At 68.8% G+C, this 15,194-nt stretch carries 16 protein-coding genes; 5 read left to right on the forward strand and 11 right to left on the reverse strand.

Features of this window, described 5'->3' with window-relative positions; translation table 11 throughout:
• Nucleotides 1-5 precede the first annotated feature (5 nt).
• The 4 genes from ABZX12_RS30715 to ABZX12_RS30730 all read right to left on the reverse strand — a co-directional run bounded on the left by ABZX12_RS30715 (nucleotide 6) and on the right by ABZX12_RS30730 (nucleotide 3,526).
• The gene (locus ABZX12_RS30715) at nucleotides 6-911 is read right to left on the reverse strand and encodes an ABC transporter substrate-binding protein (protein ID WP_355698839.1); all 906 of its coding nucleotides are present in this window, start codon (nucleotides 909-911) and stop codon (nucleotides 6-8) included.
• A 168-nt stretch (nucleotides 912-1,079) separates the two neighbouring features.
• Nucleotides 1,080-1,868, reverse strand: coding sequence for an amino acid ABC transporter ATP-binding protein (locus ABZX12_RS30720; RefSeq protein WP_355698841.1), 789 nt, complete (start codon nucleotides 1,866-1,868; stop codon nucleotides 1,080-1,082).
• Complete coding sequence (locus ABZX12_RS30725) at nucleotides 1,869-2,690, reverse strand: amino acid ABC transporter permease (RefSeq protein WP_355698843.1); 822 nt, start codon at nucleotides 2,688-2,690, stop codon at nucleotides 1,869-1,871.
• Nucleotides 2,687-3,526 carry an ABC transporter substrate-binding protein gene (locus ABZX12_RS30730; protein WP_355698845.1) on the reverse strand — a complete coding sequence of 280 codons (840 nt, stop codon included), beginning with the start codon at nucleotides 3,524-3,526 and terminating at the stop codon, nucleotides 2,687-2,689. Before ABZX12_RS30730 ends, ABZX12_RS30725 begins: the two co-directional genes overlap by 4 nt.
• Nucleotides 3,527-3,728: 202 nt before the next feature.
• Here ABZX12_RS30730 and ABZX12_RS30735 point away from each other — a divergent pair, with 202 nt between their 5' ends.
• The 4 genes from ABZX12_RS30735 to ABZX12_RS30750 all read left to right on the forward strand — a co-directional run bounded on the left by ABZX12_RS30735 (nucleotide 3,729) and on the right by ABZX12_RS30750 (nucleotide 7,098).
• Nucleotides 3,729-4,928, forward strand: a complete 1,200-nt coding sequence (locus ABZX12_RS30735) for an NADP-dependent malic enzyme (RefSeq protein WP_355698847.1) — start codon at nucleotides 3,729-3,731, stop codon at nucleotides 4,926-4,928.
• Between the two features lie 191 nt (nucleotides 4,929-5,119).
• Nucleotides 5,120-6,088, forward strand: coding sequence for a zinc-binding dehydrogenase (locus tag ABZX12_RS30740; RefSeq protein WP_355698849.1), 969 nt, complete (start codon nucleotides 5,120-5,122; stop codon nucleotides 6,086-6,088).
• 12 nt (nucleotides 6,089-6,100) lie between these two features.
• Nucleotides 6,101-6,604, forward strand: coding sequence for a GNAT family N-acetyltransferase (locus ABZX12_RS30745; protein WP_355698850.1), 504 nt, complete (start codon nucleotides 6,101-6,103; stop codon nucleotides 6,602-6,604).
• Nucleotides 6,605-6,798: 194 nt separating this feature from the next.
• On the forward strand, nucleotides 6,799-7,098 hold the full coding sequence (locus ABZX12_RS30750) for a WhiB family transcriptional regulator (RefSeq protein WP_355698852.1): 300 nt from the start codon (nucleotides 6,799-6,801) through the stop codon (nucleotides 7,096-7,098).
• On the opposite strand, the gene ABZX12_RS30755 is transcribed toward ABZX12_RS30750, so the two are convergent.
• The gene (locus ABZX12_RS30755) at nucleotides 7,076-7,615 is read right to left on the reverse strand and encodes a GNAT family protein (RefSeq protein WP_355698854.1); all 540 of its coding nucleotides are present in this window, start codon (nucleotides 7,613-7,615) and stop codon (nucleotides 7,076-7,078) included. The genes ABZX12_RS30750 and ABZX12_RS30755 overlap by 23 nt on opposite strands.
• Before the next feature lie 23 nt (nucleotides 7,616-7,638).
• Nucleotides 7,639-8,874 (reverse strand): sodium:proton exchanger, encoded by a 1,236-nt coding sequence (locus ABZX12_RS30760; RefSeq protein WP_355698856.1) that lies wholly within the window; start codon nucleotides 8,872-8,874, stop codon nucleotides 7,639-7,641.
• A 114-nt stretch (nucleotides 8,875-8,988) separates the two neighbouring features.
• On the opposite strand from ABZX12_RS30760, the gene ABZX12_RS30765 reads away from it, so the two are divergent.
• Nucleotides 8,989-9,339 (forward strand): metalloregulator ArsR/SmtB family transcription factor, encoded by a 351-nt coding sequence (locus ABZX12_RS30765; protein ID WP_131285169.1) that lies wholly within the window; start codon nucleotides 8,989-8,991, stop codon nucleotides 9,337-9,339.
• Here ABZX12_RS30765 and ABZX12_RS30770 read toward each other — a convergent pair.
• The 5 genes from ABZX12_RS30770 to ABZX12_RS30790 form a co-directional block, all read right to left on the reverse strand.
• Nucleotides 9,336-10,061, reverse strand: coding sequence for an AAA family ATPase (locus tag ABZX12_RS30770; RefSeq protein ID WP_355698858.1), 726 nt, complete (start codon nucleotides 10,059-10,061; stop codon nucleotides 9,336-9,338). The two genes, ABZX12_RS30765 and ABZX12_RS30770, sit on opposite strands and share 4 nt — an antisense overlap.
• A gap of 9 nt (nucleotides 10,062-10,070) precedes the next feature.
• The gene (locus ABZX12_RS30775) at nucleotides 10,071-10,247 is read right to left on the reverse strand and encodes a DUF6104 family protein (protein ID WP_355476126.1); all 177 of its coding nucleotides are present in this window, start codon (nucleotides 10,245-10,247) and stop codon (nucleotides 10,071-10,073) included.
• A gap of 1 nt (nucleotide 10,248) precedes the next feature.
• Complete coding sequence (locus ABZX12_RS30780) at nucleotides 10,249-14,058, reverse strand: multifunctional oxoglutarate decarboxylase/oxoglutarate dehydrogenase thiamine pyrophosphate-binding subunit/dihydrolipoyllysine-residue succinyltransferase subunit (protein WP_355698860.1); 3,810 nt, start codon at nucleotides 14,056-14,058, stop codon at nucleotides 10,249-10,251.
• A 429-nt stretch (nucleotides 14,059-14,487) separates the two neighbouring features.
• On the reverse strand, nucleotides 14,488-14,895 hold the full coding sequence (locus tag ABZX12_RS30785; protein ID WP_355698862.1) for a DUF3052 domain-containing protein: 408 nt from the start codon (nucleotides 14,893-14,895) through the stop codon (nucleotides 14,488-14,490).
• The gene (locus ABZX12_RS30790; protein WP_355698864.1) at nucleotides 14,892-15,191 is read right to left on the reverse strand and encodes a hypothetical protein; all 300 of its coding nucleotides are present in this window, start codon (nucleotides 15,189-15,191) and stop codon (nucleotides 14,892-14,894) included. The genes ABZX12_RS30785 and ABZX12_RS30790 overlap by 4 nt, the downstream gene beginning before the upstream one ends.
• Nucleotides 15,192-15,194 lie beyond the last annotated feature (3 nt).

The raw sequence follows: 15,194 nt of genomic DNA on the forward strand, positions 1-15,194 counted from the left end.
CGAACTCACGGGTTGACGGCGAAGTCGGTGATCGCGCCCGAGTCGTTGTTCCACTTCTGCAACGTGCTCTTGTACGTGCCCTCGCTGTCGAGCGACTTCAGCGCCTCGGTGATGGCCTGCGCGAACGCGGTCTCCTTCTTCGGGACCACGTACCCGTACGGCGCGGCGTCGTAGATGTCGCCGAGCTGCTCGAGCTGGCCGTTGGTCTGCTTGATCGCGTACAGCACGACCGGGGAGTCGGCGAGCATCGCGTCCGCCTTGCCGGCCACCAGGTCCGCGGTCGCCTGGTCCTGCTTCTCGCGGACGACCAGCTTGATCTCGGGCTTGCCGGCGGCCTTGCACGCGGCCTGCCGCTTCGGCATGTCGTCCTCGAGTTGCGTCGTACCCTTCTGCACCGCGACGGTCTTGCCGCACGCGTCGTCGGCCTTGACGCCCTTCGGGTTGCCCTTGGCGGTCGCCCACAGGGTCCCGGCGTTGAAGTAGCTGACCATGTTGACCTGCTGCTTGCGCTTGTCGTTGATCGTGAACGACGAGACGCCGACGTCGTACTTGCCGCCCTGGACACCGGTGATGATGGTGTCGAACCCGGCGGGCTGCCACTCGACCGTGACGCCGAACTTCTGCGCGACGGCGTTGAACAGGTCGACGTCCATCCCGACCACGGTCTTGCCGCCCTGCAGGAACTCGTTCGGCGGGTAGCTGGCGTCGACGCCGACGACGATCTTGCCGGCCGACTTGATCTTGGCCGGCAACGCGCCGCTGAGGTCCGGTCCACCGCTCGACGGTGCGCTGGAGGGGGCGCTCGTCGCGGGAGAGGTGGACGAACCACCTTCGAGAGAGTTCGAGCCGCACCCGGCGGCCGCGAGAACCAGGACGCCGGACAGCACCAGCGTCCTCCGCAGGACAGACATCTAGTCCTCCAAAACCGGGCACCGGTCGGCCCGGTGCCATGTGTCCGCATCTTGACACAGCGACCTGCGGACAGCGCACGGAGGAACCCCGAACAGAGACCTATTCGTAGCATCGACCCCTGTCACGCTGTGTGCCCGGTCATCGGCCGGGCACACAGCGTGATGACATCAGCTGGTCGGCTCGACGTGGGTCGGGTCGAGCACCCGGCGCAGGAAGGTCCGGGTGCGTTCCTCCTTCGGGTCGCCGATCACGTCGGCGGGCGGCCCCTGCTCGACGATCACGCCGCCGTCCATGAACACCACCCGGTCCGCCACCTCGCGCGCGAACGCCATCTCGTGGGTGACGACGAGCATCGTCATGCCGTCGAGCGCGAGTTTGCGCATCACCGTGAGCACGTCGCCGACGAGCTCCGGGTCGAGCGCCGACGTCGGCTCGTCGAACAGCATCAGCGCCGGGTCCATCGACAGCGCCCGGGCGATCGCGACCCGCTGCTGCTGGCCGCCGGACAGCTGCGCCGGGTACGCGTCGATCTTCTCGCTCAGCCCGACCCGCTCCAGGTTCGCGCGGGCGACCTTGCCGGCCTCCTCCGCGGACCGCTTCAGAACGGTGCGCTGGGCAACGGTGCAGTTGGCCAGCGCGGACAGGTGCGGGAACAGGTTGAACTGCTGGAACACCATCCCGATCTGCTGCCGGGCCGCGTCCAGGTGACAGTCCGGATCGGTGATGTCCTCGCCGCGGACGATCACCTGCCCTTCCTGCGGGGTCTCTAGCAGGTTCACGCAGCGCAGCAGCGTGGACTTGCCGGAGCCGGACGGGCCGATCACGCACACCACCTCGCCCTGCTCGACGGTGAAGTCGATCCCGCGCAGGACGTGGTTGCTGCCGAAGGACTTGTGCAGGTTCTTGATCTCTACCGACCGGGGTGGTGGGGTGGGGAAGGAATTCGAACTAGCCATTTAGCGCGTCCTCGCCGTCCGTGCCTCGAGCCGGCGGGCCAGGATGCCCAGCGGCAGGGTGATCAGCAGGTAGCAGAAGCCGCAGACCACGATCGGGGTCAGGTTCGAGTACGTGTTGGCCAGGTCCCGGCCGAAGCCGGTCAGCTCGTACCCGTCCGCGGCGACGCCGATCATGAACACCAGCGAGGAGTCCTTGACCAGCAGGATCAGGTCGTTGGTCAGCGGCGGGAGCACGATCCGGAACGCCTGCGGCAGCACGATCTTGCGCATCGCCAGCCCGGCCGGCATGCCGAGCGACCGGGCCGCCTCGACCTGTCCCTTCGGCACTGCCTGGATGCCGGCCCGGATCACCTCGGCCATGTACGCCGACGCGACGATGCCGAGCGCCAGCCACACCACGCCGTACGGGTCCCACGGGATCGTCATCCCCGGGAACGCCAGCGGCAGCAGGCTGAACGCGATGAACACCACGATCGCCGGCAGGCCGCGGAAGAACTCGATGTACGCCGTCGCGATCCACCGGTACGGGCCGACCTGGCTGAGCTTCATCAGCGCCAGCAGCGTGCCGCCCGCGAGCCCGATCACGAACGCTCCGGCGGTGTACTCGAGCGTCTTCACCAGCGCCTGGAGGACGCCGTCCTGGAACGTCGACCTGATGAACTCGGGCTTGAAGAAGACGCTGACGATCTGGCCCCAGTTCGCGCTGAACGCGGCGACCAGGACCAGGACGACGAGCACGGCGTACTGGATCCAGCGGGAGCGCTGGGCCCGCTGCCGCGGGCTCAGTCCCTTCCGCTCAACGTCTTGCGTCGATGTGCTCACTTCGTCGGCTCAACCCCGAACCACTTCTTGTAGATCTCGTTGTACTTGCCGTCCGACTTGGCCTTGGTCAGCAGTTCGTTGAACTTGGCCACCAGCTTCGGGCCGCTGCCGTCCTTGAGCGCGCCGAACCCGTACTGCTCGCCGGTGTTGAACTCGGCGACGACGGCCATGTCCGGGTTCTCCTTGACGAAGTCGTACAGCACGCCGTTGTCGTTGATCGCGGCGTCGACCCGGCCGGACTTCACGTTGTTCTCCTGCAGCGCCAGGTCGTTGAACGGGATCACCGTGTAGCCGTTCGCCTTGGCGTTGTCGTCGGCGTACTTCTTGCCGGTGGTGTCGGCCTGCGCGCCTAGCTTCTTGCCCCGCAGGTCCGCCAGCGACTTGATGCCGGAGTCCTTCTTGGTCATCAGCACCTGGGTGGCGTCCATGTACGGCTCGGTGATGCTGATCGCGGCCTGGCGCTCGGGCGTGATCGTCATCGCGCCCATGCCCATGTCGCACTTCTTCGCCTGGAACGCGGCGCCCGAGGTGACCTGGGCCCACTCGATGTTGACGACGTCCTGCTCCAGGCCCAGGTCCTTGGCGACCAGGTCGAGCAGGTCCACGTCGAAGCCGACGACCTTGGTGCCGTCCTTGTACTGAAAGGGCTTGTACGGCAGGTGGGTGCACACGGTCAGCTTGCCGGGCTTGACCAGCGTGATGCCGGCCGCCTTGGCCTTGTCCTCGGAGCCACCGCTGCCTGAGTCGCTGCCACAGGCGGAGAGCGTGAGCGCGAGGACGGCGGCTGCTGCGGCTGCCTGCGCGCGGCGCTTGCGGAGAGTGGGGACGATGTTCATCGCGGATTCTCCTCGACAGGGGTTGTGGATCCGAGAATCCTGGCACATCCGGGGGGATGTGGGGCCCCTCACAGCAGACCAGTTGCGCCTGTGGTTTACTCGTGACCGACGGGTGACCCCCTGGCAACGGCGCCGTTCGACGCACCCTCATCGAACGCCCACCATCACAAGTTCCGCTCGAGATTCCTTGAAGGGTCCCCGCATGGTCGCCCAACCTGTTGAGCCGTCCGTTCCCCACGACCAGTACGCCGCAGACGCGGTCTTCGAACTGCATCGCGGCGGAAAGATCGAGGTCACGTCCTCGGTCCACGTCCGCGATGCCGACGACCTCTCGAAGGCGTACACCCCCGGCGTCGCCCGGGTCTGCACCGCGATCGCCGAAGATCCGTCGCTGGTCCGGCGGTACACGTGGAAGTCCAACGTCGTCGCGGTCGTCACCGACGGCACCGCCGTCCTCGGCCTCGGCGACATCGGCCCGGCCGCGTCGCTGCCGGTGATGGAGGGCAAGGCCCTGCTGTTCAAGGAGTTCGGCGGCGTCGACTCGGTGCCGATCGCGCTGGACTGCACCGACGTGGACGAGTTCGTCGAGACGGTCGCGCGGATGGCGCCGACCTTCGGCGGGATCAACCTCGAGGACATCTCCGCGCCGCGCTGCTTCGAGATCGAGCGCCGGCTGAAGGAGCGGCTCGACATCCCGGTCTTCCACGACGACCAGCACGGTACGGCGGTCGTCGTCCTCGCCGCGCTGCGCAACGCCTTGCGGGTCACCGGGAAGTCGATCTCGGACATCCGGGTGGTGATCTCGGGTGCGGGTGCGGCCGGGGTCGCGTGTGCGCGGATCCTGCTGCAGGCGGGCGTCGGCGATCTCGCGGTCGTGGACAGCAAGGGGGTTCTGCACGAGGACCGTGCCGACCTCAATCCGGTGAAGCTGTCGCTCGCCCGGGACACCAACACCGGCGGCCTGTCCGGCCGGCTGGTCGACGCGCTCGCCGGCGCAGACCTCTTCCTCGGCGTGTCCGGCGGCACGGTCCCCGAGGAAGCCGTCGCTCAAATGGCCGACGACGCGATGATCTTCGCCCTGGCGAACCCGAACCCCGAGGTCCACCCCGACATCGCCCACCGCCACGCTGCCGTCGTCGCCACCGGCCGCTCCGACTTCCCCAACCAGATCAACAACGTCCTGGCCTTCCCCGGCATCTTCCGCGGCGCCTTCGACGCCAACGCGTCCCGCATCACCGAAGGCATGAAACTCGCCGCCGCCGATGCTCTCGCCGCCCTCATCTCACCGGCAGACCTACGTCCCGACTACATCATCCCGTCCCCCTTCGACCCCCGAGTAGCCCCCGCCGTAGCCGAAGCAGTCGCATCCGCCGCCCACACCGACGGCGTAGCCCGCCCCTAACCGCCCCAACCCGTGGCCCGCCCGACCTGACCCAATTTCCCTGGTCCACCAGCGCCGTTGGGGGTTTGTCACCCTGGTTAAAGGTGACAAACCCCCAAGCTCCCTGGCCAGCCAGGCAAATGCGGTTGGGGGCGGCGGCGTGGTGAGGTCGGACACTGACGGTGGGGGGACCAGCGCCTAAGGTGGTTCGCATGCTTGCTGCTTATGCCGCCAAGTTCGATGCCGAGAATCCGGTCGCCGCCTTGGAGGTGGGGGAGCGGCCTGAGCCGACCGTGCCCGAGGGCTGGGTGACGATCGACGTACGGGCGACTGCGCTCAACCATCACGACCTGTGGTCGCTGAAGGGGGTCGGGCTGGCCGAGCAGAGTCTGCCGATGATCCTCGGATGTGACGCCGCGGGTGTGGACCCGGACGGGAACGAGGTCGTCGTCCACGCGGTCGTCTCGGACCCGGCGTGGAAGGGCGACGAGACCCTCGACCCGAAGCGGTCGCTGCTGAGCGAGCGGTACCAGGGCACGCTGGCGCAGAAGGTCGCCGTACCGGCGCGCAACGTCGTAGCGAAGCCGGCCGGGATGAGCTTCGAGCAGGCCGCGTGCCTGCCGACGGCGTGGCTGACGGCGTACCGGATGCTGTTCACGCAGTCGGGTCTGAAGCCGGGCGACACCGTGCTCGTGCAGGGCGCCGGCGGCGGCGTCGCGACCGCGCTGATCACCCTGGCGCGAGCCGCCGGGATCCGGGTCTGGGCAACCAGCCGCGACGAGGCCAAGCGGGCGAAGGCGCTGGAGATCGGCGCGCACGACGCGTTCGAGTCCGGGGCGCGGCTGCCGGAGCGGGTCGACGCCGCGATGGAGACGGTCGGCCAGGCCACCTGGTCGCACTCGCTGAAGTCGCTGAAGCAGGGCGGCACGCTGGTGATCTCCGGCGCGACGAGCGGTCAGGCGCCGAAGTCGGCCGAGCTGAACCGGATCTTCTTCCTGCAGTTGCGGGTGCAGGGCTCGACGATGGGGACCCGGACCGAGCTGGCCGAGCTGGTGCAGTTCATGGCGAACGCCGGGATCGCTCCGCACATCGACTCGGTCCTGCCGCTTGCCGAGGCGCGCACCGGCTTCGAGAAGATGAACGCGGGCGACGTGTTCGGCAAGATCGTCTTTACAGTCTGAATAATGGGCTGAGTGCAACCCGTGATCAGGCCGGCCACGGTCGACGACGCCGAGGCCGGCGCGTGGTGTCATCTGTTGTGCTGGCGGGAGGCGTACGCCGGTCTCGTGCCGGCCGATCTGCTGCTCGAGCGCACCTCGGACCTCGAACGCCGGGTCGAGCGCTGGTCGACGAGGCTGGCTGCCGGCGCCGATCGCTGGATCGCCCTCAACCCGGATCCCGCCGCGCCGTTCGAGGACCGCGTGGTCGGTTTCATCGGCACCGGCCCGGGCCGCGACGAGGACTCGCCGGTCCCGTTCGAGCTGGAGGCGATCTACACTCGGCGGGCGTTCTGGCGCACCGGCCTCGGCGGCCGCCTGCTCGACGTTGCCGTGGGCAAGCAGCCCGCGTTCCTCTGGGTCTTCGAGGGCAACGCGCAGGCTCGCACGTTCTACCAGCGCCACGGCTTCGAGCCCGACGGCACCGGCAAGCACGACCCGTACTTCGACCTGCACGAGATCCGCCTCGTCCGCCGCTGACACCTTGGGCACGGATCAACCGTTTCGAGGCCGACTGGACGGTTGGCCGGTGCCCAAGGTGTGACACCGGCACGGATGTGACAGCTCAGCGGCGGTAAGTTTCACGGCTGAAACATTCGCGTCGCATCGCAGCAACGCGACGGGCGCAATCTGTTCCTACCGATCCGCCCGATCGATGAGGAGCAGGGGAGCCCATGAGGCCTACTTTGACGGTGATCGTTGACCCGGCAGACAACTGGATGACGAAGGCCGCATGCGTCGGACAGGCGCCGTCGTACGACGAGAACGCCAGCCAGTGGGAGCAGCGCAAGGCGCAGGCGCTCTGCCTGACGTCGTGCCCGGTGATCGAGGAATGCCGGGAATGGGCCCGCCGGACGAAGTTCACCGGCACCGCCGCCGGCGAGAAGTTCCTCTCCGGCCGCCGCCGCGGCCGCCCCGGCCCGCAGGAACGCCGCAACCGCCCCACGATCATCACCGAGCAGCAGGCGAGCTGACCCGCAGTCCGAGCCACTGCTCGGCGCCCCACGCCTCGAACCGCTCCACCTCGGCGAACCCGAGCTTGCCGGCGAGGCGCAGGGAGCTGACGTTCGCGCTCTGGGTGGTGAGCACGACCTGCTCACCGGGAAGTACGCTGTCGAGCCAGCCGAGCGCGGCCGCGCAGGCCTCGGCGGCGTACCCGAAGCCCCAGGCCCGGGGCAGGAACAGGTAGCCGAGATCCGCCTTGCCGATGGCCGACGGCCGGCGATGCGCGGTTGCTCTCCTGAGCAGAACCTGACCGATCATCTCCCCGTCGAGCTCGGCAACGAAGCTCCCGGGCCACCGCTCGGGTGTCTCAGGCAGCTCGCGCTGGAGCTCATCACGGGGGCGTGGACCGCCGACGTACGCGTTGGCCTCGGGTGAGGCGAGCAGCTCGATGAACGCCGTACGGTCCCGGGCCTCCGGCTCACGAAGCACGAGCCGCTCGGTCTTGATCGGCTCGGGCGGCCAGGGCACGTGCTCCAGTGGTTCCACCGGTGCACGTTAACAAAGCAAGCTCAGACCTTGACGAGCTTGTCGGCGCGCTCCGCCTCGGCGAGCTCTTCGGTGCTGCGGAACGGGGCCATGATCGTCCGCACCAGGTGGTCCCGGTTGTGGACGGCCGCGCCGATCGCGAGCACCAGGTAGACCAAGCTGATCACGTAGCGCCCGCTCTGACCGGGGACGGCGAACTGGACCGCGAACAGCCCGAGCAACGTCCACGCCGCCCAGCGGGGGAAGCGCAGGCTCAGCAGGATCGCGAGGCCGAGCAGGGTCTGCGTGGCGGTGAGCAGGAACTCCTCGATCTGCCGCCCGTCGAGGTGCAGCGCGGCGCCGCCGCCACCGAGCCCGTACGCGATCGGCAGGCTTCCGATCAGCAGGGTCCACTGGTTCACCTTGGCCGAGATCAGCAACCCGAGCGCCGCGGCGCCCTTGCCGCGCCACGCGAACAGCAGCGCGACGATGAATTCCGGCGCCTCGGACGCCAGCGGCGCCAGCCACTGGACCAGGAGGAACTGGTCGATGCCGAGCGTCTGTCCGCTTGCGACCAGCGAGTCCGCGAACGGCTCGGCCGCGGCGAGAATCACGCCGGCCGACACCACGAACATGCTCGTCACCACGATCCGCCGAGTGGTCGTGGGCAGTGCGCCGATCGTCGCCGCCGGCCCGATCAGATCCGGCTCGTCGTCGTGCTCCGACGTCGCCGCGCGGTACAGGTAGTAGGCGAAGAACGCGAGCAGCAGCAGCCCGAGCACCAGATGGATCTCACCGGTTACCGGGATCACGAACGCGACCACACCGGCGACCGCGAGGAAGCCCAGCTCCCGCCGGTACCCGGTCACGAGGACGAGGGCCTTGACCGAGCGCCCGCTACGCCGCGAAGCGACGTACAGGCTGATCAGGACGACGCTGGACCAGCCGAGGCCCAGCAGCAACCGGTTCGAGCCGGTCATGTTGGCGGCGGCGTACTGCACGTAGTCCGGGTTCGTGCCCGCGGTGTGCGCGAAGTACAGGTCCACCGCGTACTCCGGGAGGACGGCGATGACCGCGAGCAGGGCGATCGCCAGACCGCCCGAGATGTCCATCTCCGCCGCCTCCGCGGCCCAGGCCAGCACGAACGAGGCGGCGACCACGGCGAGACCGAAGATCAGCATCGACGCCAGTGCCGGGGGATGGGTGCCGGTGAGCCGCAGGACGACCGCGGGGATCGCCACCGCGAGCAGCAACAGCACAGGGCGGACGGCTCGGAACATGGTTCCAGCCTGCCGTAGTTTCGATACTTTCGCAATTGCGAAAGTGTGAGACCGTCGTCACCACGGCACGCCGGACTGCCCGGAGACCGGTCCAGCGGTCACAATGACAGCGCGATGACGAACCCTGAACCGACGAAGGCGCAGCTCGAATCCGCCGCGGGCACCTTCGCCATGCTCTCCGCTCCCGTCCGGCTGCACCTGGTGTCGCTGGCCGCGCAGGGGGAGTACGACGTCGGCACCCTGGCGGAGCGGGTCGGCGTCAGTATCGCCACCGCCAGCCAGCACCTCGGCAAGCTCCGCCTGGCCGGCATCATCACCGCCCGCCGCGAGGGCCGGCGGCACATCTACACCGTCGACGACCCGCATGTCCTGAACCTGGTCGACCAGATCTTCGAACACATCGCCCCCGACGGCACCCTGGCTCCCGACCCGCCACGCCGCACCAGACCGCCGCACACGGATTAGAGAACGTGCCGCAGGTACCGCTCCGGCGCCTGCAGGTACGCCTTCCAGTTCTGTACGAGCTCGAGGTCGGACCACGTCGTACGCCGGATGCCCCACTCGCCGACCTCGAGGATGGTCGCGCCCGGCAAGGCTGCGATCACCGGTGAATGCGTCGCGCACAACACTTGCGAGCCGGACTCGGCAAGGCGTTGCAGGACGCCGACCACGGCCAGGCTGCTGGAGAACGAGAGGGCGGACTCCGGCTCGTCGAGGCAGTAGAAGCCCTGCCGGGTGAAGCGGTCGTTGATGAGGCTCAGGAAGCTCTCGCCGTGGCTCAGCTCATGGAAGACCGGGTCCGGTGGCCCTGAGGTCTTCAGGTTCTGCTCCAGGTACGTGTAGAAGCCGTGCATCGTCTCGGCGCGCAGGAAGAAACCCGCCCGCTTGGCGCCGACGCCGCGGGTGACCTGGAGGTCGTCGGCGAGGGACGACTCCGTGGCGCGGGTGGTGAGGCGGGCGCCGGTGGAGCCGCCCTCGGGGGACAGGCCGAAGGCGACGGCGATCGCCTCGACCAGCGTGGACTTGCCGGCGCCGTTCTCGCCGACCAGGAACGTGACGCCCGGGTCGATGTCCAGACCGTCCGTCAGCAGGTGCCGGACGGCCGGAATGGTGTGCGGCCAGCGGCCGGACGCGCGAATGCCCTCCGCCGCCGCGACCCGGCGTACGGGCTGCGAGGCGAAGGGCATCCACTCAGGTTAGTCGTCCTCGTCGTCCAGGCGCGCGAGCCAGGTGGCGAAGCGCTCGATCGGTGTCTCGAACTCCGGGTTCAGGTCGACGAACTCACGCAGCCGCTCGGCGACGAAGGCGAGGGAGACCTCTTCCTCGCCCCGGCGCTTCTCGAGCTCCTCGATCCCGCGGTCGGTGAAGTACACGTCAGCTGAACGCCTGCTTCAGCAGCGTCGCCTGCTCGGTGCCGTGGACACCGTGCGAGCCGACCGCCGGGGCGGACATGGCCGGCCGGGACACCCGGTAGAACGGCTTGCCGCCCAGGTGCTCGGTCAGGTTCAGCGCCATGAACGGCCACGGACCCTGGTTCGCCGGCTCGTCCTGGACCCAGCGGATCTCGGTCGCGTTCGGGTACTTCGCGAGCTCGGCGACGACCTCGTCCGCGGGCAGCGGGTAGAGCTGCTCGACCCGGACGATCGCGGTGCTGATCTTGTCCGGCTCGACCTTCTTCCGCTCGGCCAGCAGGTCGTACACGATCCGGCCCGAGGCCAGGATGACCCGCTCGACGGCGCCCGCGTTGGCCTCGGCCTCGGCGTCGCCGATGACCGGCCGGAAGGTGCCGTGGGTCAGCTCCTCCGGCTGCGACACCGCCTCCTTGCGCCGCAGCAGCTGCTTCGGCGTGAAGACGATCATCGGGACGTGCTCCTCGCCGAGCGTGTGCCGGCGGAGCAGGTGGAAGTACGACGCCGGGGTCGACGGCTGCGCGACGGTCATCGCGTCCTCGGCGCACAGCTGCAGGAACCGCTCGATCCGGGCCGAGGTGTGGTCCGGGCCCTGGCCCTCGTAGCCGTGCGGCAGCAGCAGTACGACGCCGGACTTCTGGCCCCACTTCGCCTCACCGGACGAGATGTACTCGTCGATGACCGACTGGGCGCCGTTCACGAAGTCGCCGAACTGCGCCTCCCAGAGCACCAGCGCCTCCGGCCGCGCCACCGAGTACCCGTACTCGAAGCCGAGCGCGGCGTACTCGCTGAGCAGCGAGTCGTAGACGTAGAAGTTGCCCTGGTTCTCCTCGTCCAGGTGCTGCAGCGGGACGTGGTCCTGCCCGTTGACCCGGTCGATGACGGCGGCGAACCGCTGCACGAACGTGCCGCGGCGGCTGTCCTGACCGGCCAGCCGGACCGGGCGCCCGTCGAGCAGCAGCGAGCCGAAGGCGGTGATCTCCGCGCTGGCCCAGTCGAGCGGGCCCTCGGTGATCGCGTGCGCCCGGCGCTGGAGCTGCGGCTGCACCTTCGGGTGCACGGTGAAGCCTTCCGGCAGCGTCGTGTACGCGTCGGCGATCTTCTTCAGCGTCTCGACGCTGATCGCGGTCGCGTCCGGGCCCTCCGGCTTGTCCGGGTACACCGGGACGGTGACGTACGGCGCCGGCGTCTCGGGCTCGTTCTTCGCGTCCCGGACCTCGGCGAACACCCGCTCCAGGCGCTGCTGGAAGTCCTGCATCGCCTGCTCGGCCTCTTCGATCGTGATGTCGCCACGACCGATCAGGGCCTCGGTGTAGAGCTTGCGGACCGAGCGCTTCTGCTCGATCAGGTCGTACATCAGCGGCTGGGTGAAGCTCGGGTCGTCACCCTCGTTGTGACCGCGGCGGCGGTAGCAGACCAGGTCGATGACGACGTCCTTGTTGAACGCCTGGCGGTACTCGAAGGCCAGGTCCGCGACCCGGATGCAGGCCTCAGGGTCGTCGCCGTTGACGTGGAAGATCGGCGCCTGCACCATCCGCGCGACGTCGGTGGAGTACATCGACGAGCGGGACGAGGCCGGCGAGGTGGTGAAGCCGACCTGGTTGTTCACGATGACGTGGATCGTGCCGCCGGTGCGGTAGCCGCGCAGCTGGGACAGGTTCAGCGTCTCCGCGACCACGCCCTGGCCGGCGAAGGCCGCGTCACCGTGGACGAGCACCGGCAGCACCGGGAACGCGGCGCCGCGGTCGAGGATGTCCTGCTTGGCGCGGACGATGCCCTCGAGCACCGGGTCGACGGTCTCCAGGTGCGACGGGTTCGCCGCGACCGACACCTTGATCTTGTCGCCGAACTCGGAGACGAACTCGCCCTCGGCGCCCAGGTGGTACTTGACGTCACCGGAGCCCTGCACGGTCCGCGGGTCGATGTTGCCCTCGAACTCGCGGAAGATCTGGCCGTACGACTTGCCGACGATGTTCGCCAGCACGTTCAGCCGGCCGCGGTGCGCCATCCCGATCGCGACCTCGTCCAGCCCAGCCCCGGCCGCCTCCTCGCACAGCTCGTCGAGCAGCGGGATGGTGGTCTCGGCGCCCTCGAGCGAGAACCGCCGCTGGCCGACGTACTTGGTCTGCAGGAAGGTCTCGAACGCCTCGGCCTCGTTCAGCTTGGCCAGGATCCGCAGCTGCTCCTCGCGCGGCGGCTTGGTGTGCGGGCGCTCGACCCGCTCCTGGATCCACTTGCGCTGCTCGGGGTCCTGGATGTGCATGTACTCGATACCGGTGGTCCGGCAGTACGAGTCGCGCAGGATGCCGAGGATCTCGCGGAGCTTCATGAACCGCCGGTCGCCGCCGCCGAACGAGCCCGTGGCGAACTCGCGGTCCAGGTCCCACAGCGTCAGGCCGTGGGTGGCGACGTCCAGGTCCGGGTGGCTGCGCTGCTTGTACTCCAGCGGGTCGGTGTCGGCCATGATGTGGCCGCGCACCCGGAACGCGTGGATCAGCTCGAGGATCCGGGCCTGCTTGCTGATGTCTTCCTCGTGGCTGTGCGGGAGGTCGGCGGCCCAGCGGATCGGCTCGTAGGGGATCCGCAGCGACTGGAAGATCTCGTCGTAGAAGCCCTCGCCGCCGAGCAGCAGCTGGTGCAGCCGGCGCAGGAACTCACCCGACTGGGCGCCCTGGATGATCCGGTGGTCGTACGTCGAGGTCAGCGTCATCACCTTGCTGACCGCGAGCTTGGCCATCGTCTCGTCGGCGGCGCCCTGGTACTCCGGCGGGTACTCCATCGCGCCGACGCCGATGATGCAGCCCTGCCCGGTCATCAGCCGCGGCACCGAGTGCTGGGTGCCGATCGTGCCCGGGTTGGTCAGGCTGATCGTGGTGCCCTGGAAGTCCGGCAGCGCGAGCTTGTTGTCCCGGGCCCGGCGGACGATGTCCTCGTAGGCCATCCAGAAGTCCGCGAAGGTCATCTCCTCGGCGGCCTTGATCGACGGCACCAGCAGCTGCCGGGTGCCGTCCGGCTTCTGCATGTCGATGGCCAGGCCGAGGTTGATGTGCGCCGGGTGCACCAGGGTCGGCTTGCCGTCGGTCTCGTCGTACGACGCGTTCATGTCCGGCAGCGTCTTCAGGGCCTTGACCAGCGCCCAGCCGATCAGATGCGTGAAGGACACCTTGCCGCCGCGGGCGCGCTTGAGGTGGTTGTTGATGACGATGCGGTTGTCGATCAGCAGCTTGACCGGCACCTGCCGCACGCTCGTCGCCGTGGGGACCGTGAGGCTGGTCTCCATGTTCTGAGCGGTCCGAGCCGGGGCTCCGCGCAGGATCAGCCGCTCGGCGTCCGAGCTGGTCGCGGGAGCGGGCTTGGGCTGGGCCTTGGGCGGCTGGTTCACCTTGCCTCCGGTCGGGGCGCCGGACTGGGCCGGTGCTTGCTTGGCTGCGGGCTGCTGCTGGGGTGCGGCCTGGGCAGCGGCCGGCGTCGGCGCGGAGGGCTGCTTCGCGGCGGTCGTCGCGGCGGGAGCGCTCGAGGCGGGCGCTGCGGCAGCGGTGCCGCGGCTCGGCGCCTCAGGGGTCTTGTTGTCGGACACCGCGTCCGGCCGGGGAGCGTCGGCCGGGGTGGTCGTCACCGGCGCCGCGTCACCCGGCTTGTACGTCTTGAAGAAGTCCAACCACGCCGGATCCACCGACTTCGGGTCCTGCAGGTACTTCTCGTACAACTCGTCGACCAGCCATTCGTTCGCACCGAAGGCTGCTAGGGGATTGGTGTCTGATGGCTCGGTGGCCACTTGGCAGTTCGCCTCTTCCGATTTCGGGTCCGGTACCACGGGTTGGTCATGCTGATGTTATGGGTGGTGCCCCAAGCAAAGGCTAATAGCACGCGGACCACTTCCACAGCCGGGGACCACCGGACCAGTGTGTCGAGTGGTCGGGCCCCGGCGGGCGGATCTGCCGACGCCTGAAACACTGCTCACAAAGGTGTTTCAGGCCACACGTGGTCCGTTCACGTCCGGCCGGAGCGGAGAGTGACGGCCGGGGTTGCGGGACGCCTTGCAGAGGTGGCTTTCCGGAGCTCGTCCGAGCTCTGCCGGTACGGCGGGCCGAGCGTGGCTGGCCACTGTATGCAGTTGTCCACTCGCGACCCGTGACGATCAGAACCGCGCAGAAGTGTGGCCAACGTCACGTGCGAAATCAGTCCAGTCGGGGATGATTGGCCTTCATCGGTTCGCGAGCCGCCGGACCAGCTTCAGCCCGGACCAGATGCTGTCGATCGCGCACACCTTCACGTCGACGACGCCGAGCGGGAGCGCGAGCTCACGGATCCCGTTCTCGTCCAGGTCGGTGGGAACACCCGACGAGCGCTTCGGCCACGCCGCCCAGATCATCCCGGCGGTCGCAGTCCGCTCCAGCAGGACCGGTAGCCGGCGGGTGAGCCGGGCCCGGTCCGGGCAGAACATGAGCACGACGTCGTACGACGTACGGCTGGGCCGGCGCGCGACCGACGTACCGGCCGGCAGCCCGTCGAGGACGAAACCGGCCGGCGCGTTGTCGAGCAGGACCAGGTGGTCCGTCTTGATCCCGAGCTTGGCCGCGAGCGGCTTGCCCGAGTAGCCGGGGGTGCTCACATTGACCGGATGCTAGTCACCTCTTCGAGGGTGCGGACCTCGGGTGCGGTGTGGGCGCTGGAGACGCTGCCGGACAGCGGGGTCTGCCAGATCTTCGCCAGCACCTGGACGAAGGCGGTCGCGTCGTCGTGGCTGTCGAAATCGAGGTCGATCAGGACCTTCGTCGGCTCGTCGACGGGGCGGCTGATCCGGTACCCGAGCACGTGGTGGTCGCGGCGGGCGCGGTCGTAGCGGTCGAAGGCCGCCTTCCACGCGTCGTAGTCGGCGATGGTGTTCTCGATGTGCAGTGTGATCATGCG

It is taken from the genome of Kribbella sp. NPDC003505 (genome assembly GCF_040610875.1).
Classification (GTDB): domain Bacteria; phylum Actinomycetota; class Actinomycetes; order Propionibacteriales; family Kribbellaceae; genus Kribbella.